13 protein-coding genes and 2 tRNA genes are annotated in these 12,024 nt (G+C 37.2%); 9 read left to right on the top strand and 6 right to left on the bottom strand.

Annotated elements, in window-relative coordinates; all coding sequences use genetic code 11:
• Positions 1-48: 48 nt before the first annotated feature.
• Together rpmA and rplU are read right to left on the bottom strand one after the other, a co-directional pair.
• Positions 49-318 (bottom strand): 50S ribosomal protein L27, encoded by a 270-nt coding sequence (gene rpmA, locus H3T46_RS04170; protein ID WP_110438451.1) that lies wholly within the window; start codon positions 316-318, stop codon positions 49-51.
• Between the two features lie 48 nt (positions 319-366).
• Positions 367-681, bottom strand: a complete 315-nt coding sequence (gene rplU / locus H3T46_RS04165) for a 50S ribosomal protein L21 (protein WP_198197465.1) — start codon at positions 679-681, stop codon at positions 367-369.
• A gap of 272 nt (positions 682-953) precedes the next feature.
• Here rplU and H3T46_RS04160 point away from each other — a divergent pair.
• The 5 genes from H3T46_RS04160 to H3T46_RS04140 all read left to right on the top strand — a co-directional run bounded on the left by H3T46_RS04160 (position 954) and on the right by H3T46_RS04140 (position 4,776).
• A tRNA-Ser gene (locus H3T46_RS04160) sits at positions 954-1,044 on the top strand.
• A gap of 444 nt (positions 1,045-1,488) precedes the next feature.
• Positions 1,489-1,935: a MucR family transcriptional regulator gene (locus tag H3T46_RS04155; protein WP_155565820.1), complete on the top strand. Its 447-nt coding sequence runs from the start codon at positions 1,489-1,491 to the stop codon at positions 1,933-1,935.
• A 121-nt stretch (positions 1,936-2,056) separates the two neighbouring features.
• Positions 2,057-2,989: a signal peptide peptidase SppA gene (gene sppA / locus H3T46_RS04150; RefSeq protein ID WP_347400994.1), complete on the top strand. Its 933-nt coding sequence runs from the start codon at positions 2,057-2,059 to the stop codon at positions 2,987-2,989.
• A gap of 39 nt (positions 2,990-3,028) precedes the next feature.
• Positions 3,029-3,310: an integration host factor subunit beta gene (locus H3T46_RS04145; RefSeq protein ID WP_155580770.1), complete on the top strand. Its 282-nt coding sequence runs from the start codon at positions 3,029-3,031 to the stop codon at positions 3,308-3,310.
• Between the two features lie 29 nt (positions 3,311-3,339).
• Entirely contained in the window at positions 3,340-4,776 is a 1,437-nt protein-coding gene (locus H3T46_RS04140; protein ID WP_198197463.1) for a mannose-1-phosphate guanylyltransferase/mannose-6-phosphate isomerase, read from the top strand.
• A gap of 53 nt (positions 4,777-4,829) precedes the next feature.
• Here H3T46_RS04140 and trxB read toward each other — a convergent pair whose 3' ends face one another.
• Entirely contained in the window at positions 4,830-5,792 is a 963-nt protein-coding gene (gene trxB, locus H3T46_RS04135) for a thioredoxin-disulfide reductase (RefSeq protein ID WP_155569530.1), read from the bottom strand.
• A gap of 126 nt (positions 5,793-5,918) precedes the next feature.
• On the opposite strand from trxB, the gene H3T46_RS04130 reads away from it, so the two are divergent.
• The 3 genes from H3T46_RS04130 to H3T46_RS04120 all read left to right on the top strand — a co-directional run bounded on the left by H3T46_RS04130 (position 5,919) and on the right by H3T46_RS04120 (position 8,855).
• Positions 5,919-6,413, top strand: a complete 495-nt coding sequence (locus H3T46_RS04130) for an Lrp/AsnC family transcriptional regulator (protein ID WP_110438445.1) — start codon at positions 5,919-5,921, stop codon at positions 6,411-6,413.
• Positions 6,414-6,448: 35 nt separating this feature from the next.
• Positions 6,449-7,192 (top strand): polyprenol monophosphomannose synthase, encoded by a 744-nt coding sequence (locus H3T46_RS04125; RefSeq protein WP_110438444.1) that lies wholly within the window; start codon positions 6,449-6,451, stop codon positions 7,190-7,192.
• Positions 7,193-7,364: 172 nt separating this feature from the next.
• Positions 7,365-8,855, top strand: a complete 1,491-nt coding sequence (locus tag H3T46_RS04120) for a glycosyltransferase family 39 protein (RefSeq protein ID WP_198197462.1) — start codon at positions 7,365-7,367, stop codon at positions 8,853-8,855.
• A gap of 12 nt (positions 8,856-8,867) precedes the next feature.
• Here the strand turns inward: H3T46_RS04120 and H3T46_RS04115 are convergent, their stop codons facing one another.
• The 3 genes from H3T46_RS04115 to H3T46_RS04105 all read right to left on the bottom strand — a co-directional run bounded on the left by H3T46_RS04115 (position 8,868) and on the right by H3T46_RS04105 (position 10,004).
• Positions 8,868-9,254, bottom strand: coding sequence for a response regulator (locus H3T46_RS04115; protein WP_110438442.1), 387 nt, complete (start codon positions 9,252-9,254; stop codon positions 8,868-8,870).
• Positions 9,255-9,423: 169 nt separating this feature from the next.
• A tRNA-Arg gene (locus H3T46_RS04110) sits at positions 9,424-9,500 on the bottom strand.
• Positions 9,501-9,566: 66 nt separating this feature from the next.
• Positions 9,567-10,004, bottom strand: coding sequence for a hypothetical protein (locus H3T46_RS04105; protein WP_198197460.1), 438 nt, complete (start codon positions 10,002-10,004; stop codon positions 9,567-9,569).
• Positions 10,005-10,156: 152 nt separating this feature from the next.
• Here H3T46_RS04105 and guaA point away from each other — a divergent pair, with 152 nt between their 5' ends.
• Positions 10,157-11,734, top strand: a complete 1,578-nt coding sequence (gene guaA, locus H3T46_RS04100; protein ID WP_198197458.1) for a glutamine-hydrolyzing GMP synthase — start codon at positions 10,157-10,159, stop codon at positions 11,732-11,734.
• Positions 11,735-12,024: the final 290 nt, after the last annotated feature.

Below are 12,024 nucleotides of genomic sequence, written 5' to 3'. Positions count from 1 at the left end.
CCCTTCGTATAATAGTCAATACTTAAAATTGTTTAAGTATATTTTGATCTATTCTGCAGCGTTGCTGATTGCATCCACAGAAACATGTACGTTACCTTTTGAACGGCTTTCAAATCGTACATTTCCATCAATAAGGGCAAAAATGGTATGATCACGACCTAAACCGACATTTTGACCTGGTTTGATTTTTGTACCGCGTTGTCTAACGATAATGTTTCCAGCAACAACATGCTGTCCACCAAATTTCTTAACGCCAAGACGACGTCCAATGGTATCGCGTCCGTTTCTGGATGAACCTCCGGCTTTTTTATGGGCCATTTTTTTCTCCTATTCTAAAAATATCAATATGGTCTGTTTAGGCTAGAACTAAGCAGCGTTGATTTCAGTGATTCGTAAAACTGTTACAGGTTGACGGTGTCCGTTTTTACGACGGCTGTTTTGACGGCGACGTTTTTTGAAAATAATGACTTTTTTAAGACGATCTTGCGCAACAACTGTTGCCTTAACGCTGGCACCTTCAACAAGAGGTGTTCCGATTGTGCAGTTTCCTTCATTACCGACACTTAAAACTTCGGTGAATGTGACTGTATTACCTGCCTCGGTATCCAGTTTTTCAACTTTTAGAACCATATTAGGTGTAACGCGATATTGTTTTCCACCTGTGCGGATGATTGCGAACATAATAAACCCTTTAATTTTTCAAACTCTTGTTAGAAAATCTAACTTAGTTTCTTTTTATCAATATCCCACAAAACAGGAATATATTTATTGTGAAGTCTTGTTTATATTGATTTTTAAAGTAAAAAGTCAATAAGCTATTTAAATAAATACAAATTGTTTAATAAATTTCTTTTCATAATTTCGTTAAGTTTGAATATTTTGTCTGGTTTTCTTTGAAGGAATAGATTATATATTCGTTGGTTTTATAAAAAATCATGGTTGTTTCTGTTTGTGGAGAGATGCCAGAGCGGTCGAATGGGGCGGTCTCGAAAACCGTTGTGCAATTCTGTTGTACCGTGGGTTCGAATCCCACTTTCTCCGCCATGTTTGAATAAATAAATGAATATCAAAAATGATATTTTCCTGTTATCGTGGTTAAATATTTATAATTCGTAATATTATAGATTTTATTATTATGGTTGAACCCCATTATTGATCCCTATATAGGGACCAGTAGAATTGTGAGGTGTATTATTTTTACAATTTGTTGTGCATAACAATATTGTTATCAAAGATAAAATTAAAATTCTTTTAATTCCGAAGTTACTCATTGTTTTTGCAAATAGTGTTATTCAATATATTGTACAGCAATATCATAATTATTGATCATAAGTAAGTTACTATTAACATTTGTGCATATTTTATTAATTATCTTCTTTAATTTTCAAAAAATAATGCTAAGTATTATTCGATATTAAATTATTTTAACATGAAGTATTTGATATACTTTATTTATTTTAGAATTTAAAAAATTATTTGGTGAATAAAATGGAATTAGAAGACAAGAAAATATCATTATTACAATTGACGTCCAAGATTGTGTCATCACACATATCCAATAATTCAGTGGAGGCCGAACAATTGCCTGAACTTATTCGTCAGGTATATCAAACGCTTTCCTCAATTGAAAAAAATGGTCATGAGGCAGAAAAATTACAGCCTGTTGTTCCTGTAAAACGGTCTGTATTTCCGGATTACATCATTTGTCTCGAAGATGGTAAAAAATTGAAAATGTTGAAACGGCATATTCAGAGTGCCTATGGTTTAACCCCTGAACAATACCGTGAACGTTGGAATTTGCCTCCTGATTATCCAATGGTTGCCCCCAACTATGCTGAACGTCGTTCCAGTCTGGCTCGAGAAATTGGTCTTGGTCGTAAAAATACCATCAGTGATATTCGCAGTGTAAGGAGAGGGAGAAGAGAGGCCTCTTAAGACAAAATAGAACCCTATTAAGTAATCTTTATATAATGTTTTGACTGTTTGCTTCGTGATCGTTATAAATTTTAGATTGATAGATTTGATGCTTTTATTAAAAAGTGGAGAATGAATTTACGTGGATAGTGATTTATTAATGGAACGGCAAAAGATGAAACGCAAATTGGTTTTATGGCGTTTATTTGCTGTCTGTCTGTTTGTTTTATCGATAATGGCAGGTTCTGCCAAATTAATAACGAAGAGGCTTGGTAATCATGACGCGCATTTGGTGAAATTGAAAATTGAGGGTGTTATTGGAAATGATGTTTCCAAACAGGTAACCCTGATCAATACTGCTTTAAAGGATAAATCTGTTAAGGGAATGATCCTTTATGTAAACAGTCCTGGTGGGGCGGTTACCGGTGGGGAACAGTTACATGATGCGCTGGTAAAATTCTCAAAAACCAAACCTGTTGTTGTTTCAATGGGAGGTGTGGCAGCTTCAGCAGGCTATATGATTTCAGTACCTGCAAAACGTATTTTTGCATTTAATTCTACCTTAACCGGATCAATTGGCGTCATTATGGAATCTCCTGATTTTTCTGGGTTGTTAGAGAAGGTCGGTATTTCATTTGATCAGCTTGTTTCAGGTCCTTTAAAGGGTCAGCCGTCAATGGTCAAACCCTTGTCTCCAGCCGGTCAAAAAATGCTGCAGGGATTGATTGGCAATTTTTATGATCAGTTTACGAATATGGTTGCTGAAGGGCGACATATGGATATTGCCCGTGTCAAGGAATTGGGGGATGGGCGACCTTATAGTGGTCAGCAAGCCGTTAGATTGGGATTGGTCGATCAGATCGGTAATGAAGAGGATGCGAAACAATGGATGATCAAAACATATCATCTTCCAACAGACATTGAAGTTGTTACATTAAAAAAAGATAAAAGTGAAAATTGGTTTGGGCTTGGCGGCAAATCAATCATGAATTTTTCGTTAAAAACAATTGCCAATCAAATTTTTTATAAGGAAAATGAAAATTTTGGTGGTATTTTAGCGATTTGGCACCCATAAAAGAATCATTATAAGCTATAATAACATTTGAGTGAGTTAATGACTAAATCTGAACTAATATTAGAAATTGCATCCGAACATCCTAATTTAATGTTGAAATATATTGAGGAAATTGTTTCAATAGTTTTTGATGAAATAGAGACAACGCTGGCGAGGGGTAATCGGGTTGAGCTTCGTGGTTTTGGTGCCTTTTTTGTAAAAAATCGTAAAGCCCGTACGGGAAGAAATCCTCGGACAGGGGAAACTGTAACTGTGGAGGAAAAATATGTTCCCTTTTTTAAAACGGGGAAGGAATTAAGGGAAAGGATAAATCAGCAATAATTTTTAAAACATTATAAAGGGAAACAGCAATGCAGGATATATCCATAATGAAAATTGTTCCTGTTATTTTGTCAGGTGGCACGGGTAGTCGGTTATGGCCCCTGTCTCGTGCCAGTTTCCCTAAACAGTTATGGCCCCTTATTACTGAAAAATCCATGTTTCAAGACACGGTTTTACGCGGTAAAGGGGATATTTTTTTAGAGCCAATCGTTATTTGCAATCAGGATCATCGTTTCTTGATTGCAGAGCAATTGAGAGAAATTGGCGTTGAAAATGCCCGTATTGTTTTGGAACCAGTTGGACGAAATTCAGCACCAGCCATAGCAACTGCAAGTTTGTTGGCGAATGAACTGGATGCTCAGACAATTTTATGGGTAATGGCGGCAGACGCATATATTCAAGATGTTCCAAAACTGGTGAAATTGGTAGAAGAGGCAGCCGCTTTTGCACAAAACGGGAAAATTGTAACTTTCGGCATTCAACCTACACGTTTAGAAACAGGATATGGATATATTGAGAAAGGTTCAGTTATTGATAAGATCAAGAATATTTATGCCGTAAAGGCTTTTACTGAAAAACCTGATATTCGACAGGCTCAGCTAATGGTTGAGACGGGAGGATATTTATGGAATTCGGGCATGTTCATGTTTTCTACACAAACGATGTTGCAGGAAATGAAACGTTATACCCCAACATTATTATCTTTGGTTAAAAAGGCTGTTGACAATAGACAGTCAGATTTATATTTCGAGCGTATATTATATGATGATTTCATAAAGGTCCCTGATCTTTCAATTGATTATGCCATTGCCGAAAAAACAAAAGCCATGGTCGTAGTATCTGCCGATCTTGTCTGGTCAGACATCGGAAGCTGGAATGGATTATGGAATGTAAGCCAGAAGGATCGGTCAGGGAATGTGGTTATAGGAAATGTATTCTTAGAAAACACGCATAATAGCTATATTCGTTCTGAAGAAATGGTGGCGGCTGTTAATGATATAGATAATGTTGTTGTGATTGTGACAAAAGATGCCGTTTTGGTTTCTGATCGAAACAAATCGCAAAATGTTAAGAAAATTGTTCAAAAATTGAATGCTGTAAAACAACAGGAGGCTGTTTGGCATAACCAATGTTATCGACCCTGGGGGCATTATGAAACGTTGGCACATGGAGAACGGTTTCTTGTCAAACAGCTTATTGTAAAAACTGGAGCGCAACTTTCTCTGCAAAAACATCATCATCGTTCAGAACATTGGGTTATTGTTTCCGGTATTGCTGAGGTAACCCGTGGAGATGAAGTTATATTTCTGCATGAAAACGAAAGTGTTTACATTCCTCTGGGAATGGTGCACCGATTGAAAAATGCGGGTGACATACCTCTAATTGTCATTGAAGTACAATCTGGTTCTTATCTTGATGAAAGTGATATTGTAAGACTGGATGATCAGTATCATCGTATTGTATGAATACACTACGACTATTCAGAAAATCCAGATATTTGAACCCTATTTTTCGATATTCATCCTTCCGAGGCGGAAAGGAAACGTTCAGCTTCAAGTGCAGCCATGCATCCTGAACCCGCTGCGGTGATCGCTTGACGGTAGATTTTGTCTTGAACATCTCCAGCGGCAAATATGCCAGGAACAGATGTTTTTGTCGTTCCCGGTGTTGTTTGTATATAGCCTTCCTCATCAAGATCAATTTGATTTTTGAAAAGTTCTGTATTTGGTGTGTGACCGATTGCTATAAAAACACCATCAACAGGTAATTGGCTTATTTCTTTTGTAAGTGTATTTTTTAATTTAAGTCCTGTAACAGAAGGAGGATTACTTTCCGCCAAAATATCCTCTACAACGCTATTCCAGATAATCGTAACTTTTGGATTTTTCATGAGGCGTGTTTGTTGGATTTTTTCCGCCCGTAAACTGTTGCGACGATGAATGAGGAAAACATGAGCTGCATGATGGGTTAAATATAGTGCTTCTTCAACAGCGGTATTTCCTCCACCTATTACCGCAACTTGTTTACCACGATAAAAAAATCCATCACAGGTTGCACAGGCGGAAACACCAAATCCCTGCAGTTTTTCTTCAGCCTCAAGACCTAGCCAACGGGCTTGGGCACCTGTAGCAATGATGACGGTTTTTGCTTTGTAGGTATTTCCCATATCTGTTTGCAATATGAAATAATTATTTTCTTTTTGTTTCTGTTGAAGGGAGCACCTTGTTACGCTGTCATTGATAATATTGGCGCCAACATTTATGGCTTGTTGAGCCATCTGTTCCATCAACCAGGGGCCTTGTATGGGATCAGCAAAACCAGGGAAATTCTCGATTTCATTGGTAATGGTCAACTGACCACCGGGCTGTAATCCAGTTAGGAGAGTTGGACTTAGATTTGCTCTGGCTCCATAGATTGCCGCTGTGTATCCTGCCGGGCCTGCCCCGATAATTAATAAATCCGTAAGAAATGTCTCACCCATATTATTCGTCCTATTATTACAAAGATTTTTTATATATAAGTCATCTATAGTATAATAAGAAACTATTGTTTAAAGAATAAATTGTTAAATTATACAAAGTGAAAGTTTTGGTAGGATAATCGATTTATGAATCAGGCAGCGGATCTTGATAAAATTGACTGGCTCATTTTAGATGAGCTTCAAAAAGATGGGCGAATAACAAATATTGAATTGGCACAAAGAGTTGGCATTTCTGCTCCTCCTTGTTTAAGGCGGGTAAGACGTCTGGAAACGATGGGGGTTATTCAAAGTTATCATGCGGATATCGATATGAAATCTGTAGGATGGTGCCTATCAGTATTTGTGCTGGTTGGTCTTGATAGCCAGAAAGAGGCCATATTAAAAGAATTTGAAAAGGAAATGGCGGATATTCCCGAGGTAAGGGAATGTCATATGGTGCGTGGTGGCGTTGATTTCTTAATTCGTTTTATTGCGCGAAATACCGAAGATGAAAATAGAATAACGCATGAATTGATAACGCATCCTCACATTGCCAGGGTTCAGACATTACAAGTTATTCATACCAGCTTTAATCGACATGGCGTTCCATTGGAATACGATCATCCAGATATATCCAAATAAATACTGGATGATCAAATGTAAACTTTTATTGAAAAATGAAATATTTATCCGCTTCAGAAAAAGCGATAGGCGCGGAAGTTAGTATTATTGTTCCGTGTTATAATGAAAAAAATAATGTCCTTCCTCTTTTTAGAGCTTTAGAAACGGCTTTGGTAGGGTGGCGATGGGAGGCTATTTATGTCGATGATAATTCTCCGGATGGTACAATTGAAGAGATTAGAAAACTTGCCAGACAAGATATAAGGGCACGTGGAATACTTAGAGTTAACAAAAGAGGCTTGTCGTCTGCAGTGATTGATGGTGTCTTATCCTCTTCTGCTGATTATATAGCGGTAATTGATGGAGATATGCAGCATGATGAGACACGACTGCCAGATATGCTTGAGGCTGTAATTCATAGAAATTTTGATTTTGCAGTTGGCAGCCGTCATGTATCGGGTGGCAGTAATCAGGGATTGGCAAATTACTGGAGGAGATTTTTATCGGATCGTGGCATTGCATTATCACAAAAAATTTTACCTGTTCCATTAAAGGATCCAATGAGCGGTTTTTTTGTATTGAAAAGAAAGCTGTTTTTAAATCTTATGCCGACATTAACAGGAACCGGTTTTAAAATATTACTTGATTTGATATTATCCTGTCCCTCTACAATACGTGTTATCGAAATTCCTTTTCAGTTTCGAAAACGTTTTTCAGGACAAAGTAAACTTGGTTTAAAAATAATGATGCAATTTATTGTAATGCTGCTTCAAAAAAAATTAAAAAGATATCCTAGATAATTCAAATTTAATGATGACAATCTGATAAATCCATTTTGCTGCTTTGAGGAATTTATCAAAAAAACTGACGAAAATTAAAATATTTATATACTGGGCCATCCAATCATTCTTGATAACGAATTATAATTTAAAATATGTAAAACAGATGATTTCATGAATTTTGGTTATTGATATGTGTTCTGTAAAAGCTGATTTTGAATGGGTAAAAAAGTTAACGGTAAAACCTTGTTTATTATGGTTTTGGTTTGGTTTATCTATCGTGACACTCATTCGTTTATGGGTTGCTGCCGCCAGCCCGCTTTCGCCAGATGAAGCATATTATTGGTTATGGTCAAATCATTTAGATTACAGTTTTTATGATCATCCACCAATGGTGGCGTTGTGGATAAAATTGGGATGCTGGATTGGTAATAAAACCGCTCTGGGTGTCCGTTTTCTTGCCCCTTTTGCCGGTTTGATAGGAAGTGTTTTTATATATTTTAGTGTTATGGATTTTTGTCATACCAGTCATGATAAAGAAAAAAATGCGATTACTGCGGTTTTGATATTAAATACAACCCTCGCTATTAGCGTCGGTAGTGTAACAATAACTCCCGATACTCCATTACTTTTCTTTATTTGTATTTTTATATGGGGATGTGGACGTTTACTTGCCACTCAAAAATTGGGATGGTGGCTGGTTATTGGTATAGCTGCAGGATGCGCATTGCTCAGCAAGTATACTGCGTTGTTAATGATTGCGGGATTAGGAGTTTGGTGCATTCTGACAGTTTTGGGTCGATTTTCTTTAAAATCCTGGAAATTATGGGGAGGGCTGTTTTTAACGATACTTATTTTCCTACCCGTGATTATTTGGAATTCAAAACATCAATGGATCAGTTTTTTAAAACAGGGTGGAAGAACAGCGGATTGGCATCCCAGTCGTGCGGTTCAGTTTTTGTCTGAATTAATGATCGGCCAGATCGGATTGGCCACTCCCATCCTTTTTATTTGTTTTTGTTGGGCCATGATTAAACTGACAAAAATTGTTTGGCAGAGTAAAGCGGAGAATGATTTTTTATTGTGGTTATGGGTTATTATTCCAGTTTGTGTATTTGTTCAGCATGCCTTTGGGGATCGTGTACAGGCCAACTGGGTGGGAATATTATATCCAGTCCTGTCTGTCATAACGGCAATTTATTTTCATCGTTTTATCAAGTCAGCCTGTATCCTCGGGAATATAATGGTTGGTTTGATTTACATTCAATCGGTTTTTGCATATTTTCCAATTCCGGCCAAATATGATCTCATATTAAAACGATTGGGGGGGTGGGCTGAATTAGCTAAAGTGGTTTCATGTCAAATTCCTGATTCAGTTCCAATCATTGTCGATGAATATGGCATAGCTGCAGAATTGGCATTTTATGAGGTGCATCATCCAATTATTCTGGTTGATAGACGCTGGAAATATTTTGCTTTAGCTGATTACCATGGGAAAAATGGCTATTTAATTCGTACACAGCGTCGCAAAGATATGCCACCTTCTGTTTATTTTTTAAATTCAGAAAAACAGGGGATTGTCGTAAGAAAAATCAAACAGAGAATTGCGGAAACCTATAATATCTATAAAGTAGAGTTAAATTATTCAAATGCTAACGAGCATGAAATCGTTTATCTGCCCTAATGAAAATTTCAATTAGGAAGCGAGTTCTATCAATTCATCTGATAAAGGATTGGAAACGGTTTCTTCCACTTTTTTAATTAAATTCTTTATCCTGAATGGTTTTTCAATACGTGGAAATGGTAAATCATTAATACGCTGGTTGATTTGAAAATTTCCACTCATCAAAAGTACCCTGCATTTTTTTTGCAACATTTTAAGAATCAGCGGATATGGATCTCCGTCAGGTAAATAAACATCGACAATCATGAGGGTAAATGAAGTTTCTTTGATTAGTTCAGCAGCTTCAGCAAGAGAATGTGCCAGTTGAATTGTTGGAATTCGATTGGCAAAGCTTAACTTAATAAGATCGCATATCTCAGGCTGATCTTCTATAATAAGAAGAGACGTATTAGAAAGCATTTAGAAATCTATCAAAAAAATTACTTTTTTATCTTTATACCAAAAAAAAACGTAGAAATAAAGTATAATTTAATATGTATAAAGGAATAGTTAAATAATATTAATAAAGCTTATTTTAACTTTTTAATCAGGTTTTCAATCTAGGTATGAAATTGACCTCTAATTTAAGTGGCGCACCCGACAGGAATCGAACCCATAACCCCCAGATTCGTAGTCTGGTGCTCTATCCAGTTGAGCTACGGGTGCGTCTTGCCCTAGGCTTTTAACCGATCTTTTTCCGCTCTGCAAGTATTTTTTTAACTTTTTGTGATTTTAATGCGCAATAGCGTTTGATAATCCGTAATGATGTGGACGATAAAAGGTAATTGTCGCCCGACAGTCAGGAGTTCCATAGGTTCCAATTATATTTTTATCCTTGGCTTTCCCTTCAAAAATGAGATCGTATGGTTTATGATTCATATCCGTACGGTGGAGGACAGCGACAAGATGCCTTGGATGTTCCTTTTTATGATAGATACCTGTCAAGACCAATGCCCCATTATCAGGTGAAAACAATATTTTCTTTTTATCGATTCTCAGGGCGGCCATACGATCATGTGGACAAATTCCCTGTTGTGTTTCCATTTTGCCTAACCATATTCCTGTGGGGTGGTCTTCGGCTAAATGACTGCAGGCAGCAGTCAACACTAATATAAAAACAGGGATAATCCGTATTTTTCGATGGATTAATTTCAGGCGATACTTGTTCACGGAATGCTCCAGAGTGAAAAAATATGAAAAGGAATTTATTTCTATATAAAGGAGAAATAGTTTTTTTTCAGATAAATTGTTTAATTTACATTTTTTTTATCTATTTGTGATATGAAAACGTATTTTACTGAAAGAGGAAGTGATTGATAAAAATGACCCAGGTAAGCGAATTGGAACAATCTTTACATCAAGAAAAGATTCTTATTCTTGATTTTGGCAGTCAGGTAACCCAGTTGATTGCACGCAGAATAAGAGAAAGTGGCGTTTATTGCGAAATATGGCCTTATACGAGTGATGATGAAAAGATTCGTTCATTTGCACCAAAAGGGATTATTTTATCTGGCGGCCCTTCCAGTGTCACTCAAATGGATGCCCCAAGGATTCCGAATGAAGTTTTTACATTAAAGGTTCCCGTATTGGGAATTTGTTATGGTGAACAGGCAATGTGTCATCAATTGGGTGGACAGGTGGAATCCGGTGACCACCGTGAATTTGGCCGTGCGTATGTTAAAATTCTTGAGGATAGTGCCTTATGTCAGGGTGTATGGTCAAAGGGGAACCGTGAACAAGTATGGATGAGTCATGGTGATCGAGTTACAAAAATCCCACCCGGATTCAAGGTGGTAGGGGTTAGTGAGGGTGCACCCTATGCCATGATTGCTGATGAGGATCGTCACTATTATGGTGTTCAGTTTCATCCCGAAGTTGTTCATACACCTCATGGTGCCGCATTATTAAAGAATTTCACGCATAATATTGCCGGGTGTCAGGGTAATTGGACCATGGCCGGTTTTCGTAATTTGGAAATTGAACGTATTCGTCAAAAGGTTGGTGACAAAAAAGTCATCTGCGGTTTATCAGGTGGGGTTGATTCCGCAGTGGCAGCTGTATTGATTCAAGAAGCTATTGGAGATCAGCTAACCTGTATTTTTGTCGATCACGGCATGCTGCGTCAAAATGAAGCGGATGAGGTTGTTAAAACATTCAAAGAGAAATTTAATATTCATTTGATTGCTAAAAACGCGTCTGACTTGTTTCTGAAAGAATTGACTGGAGTAACCGATCCAGAGGTTAAACGTAAAACCATTGGCCATTTGTTTATCGAGGTATTTGAACAGGAAGCGCAAAAACTGGGTGGGGCTGATTTTCTGGCTCAGGGTACCCTTTATCCGGATGTTATTGAAAGCGTCAGTGTCACGGGAAAATCAGCAACTATTAAGTCTCATCATAATGTGGGTGGATTGCCTGAACGGATGAATATGAAGCTTGTCGAACCTTTACGTGAACTTTTCAAGGATGAAGTCAGGGATTTGGGTCGGGAATTGGGTATTCCAGAAAATATTGTTGGTCGTCATCCATTCCCAGGACCAGGCCTTGCCATACGAATTTTAGGGGACATTACGCGTGAACGGCTTGATTTGTTGCGTCGTGTTGATGCCGTGTATTTGGATGAAATTCGCAAGGCTGGGTTATATGACAAAATTTGGCAAGCGTTTGCTGTTTTGTTGCCTATTCGTACGGTTGGCGTTATGGGGGATGGCCGAACATATGATCAGGCTTGTGCATTGCGGGCTGTTACAAGTGTGGATGGCATGACTGCCGATGTTTATTCTTTTGATATGGAATTCCTTACCAGAGTGGCGGGGCGGATTGTTAATGAAGTCAAAGGCATTAATCGTGTAACTTATGATATTACATCAAAACCACCCGGAACCATTGAATGGGAATAAGATTGCAAGATAATCAATATCTTGAGAAAGTGTCACCCCAATTATTTCATAGGTTTGATTGGGGTGCTATCTATTGTTTAGGTTACGCATTGACAAGTTACAGACTTGTTTTTTTATATAAGGAATTTATGACAATATAATTGTATAGTCATTCTATTTTTTAAACCGGATAAATATACAGAGGTTTCTGGCTAATATATTTAAAAAAAAATTTAAAATTAAATATATTGTTAAATCAATAAAGTCTGACCTATACTATCTTGTTATCATTTCTGATCTTTTTCGATTGT

The sequence above is a fragment of the Commensalibacter sp. M0133 genome (assembly GCF_016101485.1).
Lineage (GTDB): Bacteria > Pseudomonadota > Alphaproteobacteria > Acetobacterales > Acetobacteraceae > Commensalibacter > Commensalibacter melissae.
Note: the sequence above shows the minus strand (reverse complement) of the source record. Positions and strands in the feature narration are given on the sequence as shown.

Bases quoted from the DNA above. Each gene is read 5' to 3' on its own strand.
- rpmA (WP_110438451.1), bottom strand. From the start codon at position 318: ATGGCCCATAAAAAAGCCGGAGGTTCATCCAGAAACGGACGCGATACC.
- rplU (WP_198197465.1), bottom strand. From the start codon at position 681: ATGTTCGCAATCATCCGCACAGGTGGAAAACAATATCGCGTTACACCT.
- H3T46_RS04155 (WP_155565820.1), top strand. From the start codon at position 1,489: ATGGAATTAGAAGACAAGAAAATATCATTATTACAATTGACGTCCAAG.
- H3T46_RS04145 (WP_155580770.1), top strand. From the start codon at position 3,029: ATGACTAAATCTGAACTAATATTAGAAATTGCATCCGAACATCCTAAT.
- H3T46_RS04140 (WP_198197463.1), top strand. From the start codon at position 3,340: ATGCAGGATATATCCATAATGAAAATTGTTCCTGTTATTTTGTCAGGT.
- trxB (WP_155569530.1), bottom strand. From the start codon at position 5,792: ATGGGTGAGACATTTCTTACGGATTTATTAATTATCGGGGCAGGCCCG.
- H3T46_RS04130 (WP_110438445.1), top strand. From the start codon at position 5,919: ATGAATCAGGCAGCGGATCTTGATAAAATTGACTGGCTCATTTTAGAT.
- H3T46_RS04125 (WP_110438444.1), top strand. From the start codon at position 6,449: ATGAAATATTTATCCGCTTCAGAAAAAGCGATAGGCGCGGAAGTTAGT.
- H3T46_RS04120 (WP_198197462.1), top strand. From the start codon at position 7,365: ATGTGTTCTGTAAAAGCTGATTTTGAATGGGTAAAAAAGTTAACGGTA.
- H3T46_RS04115 (WP_110438442.1), bottom strand. From the start codon at position 9,254: ATGCTTTCTAATACGTCTCTTCTTATTATAGAAGATCAGCCTGAGATA.
- guaA (WP_198197458.1), top strand. From the start codon at position 10,157: ATGACCCAGGTAAGCGAATTGGAACAATCTTTACATCAAGAAAAGATT.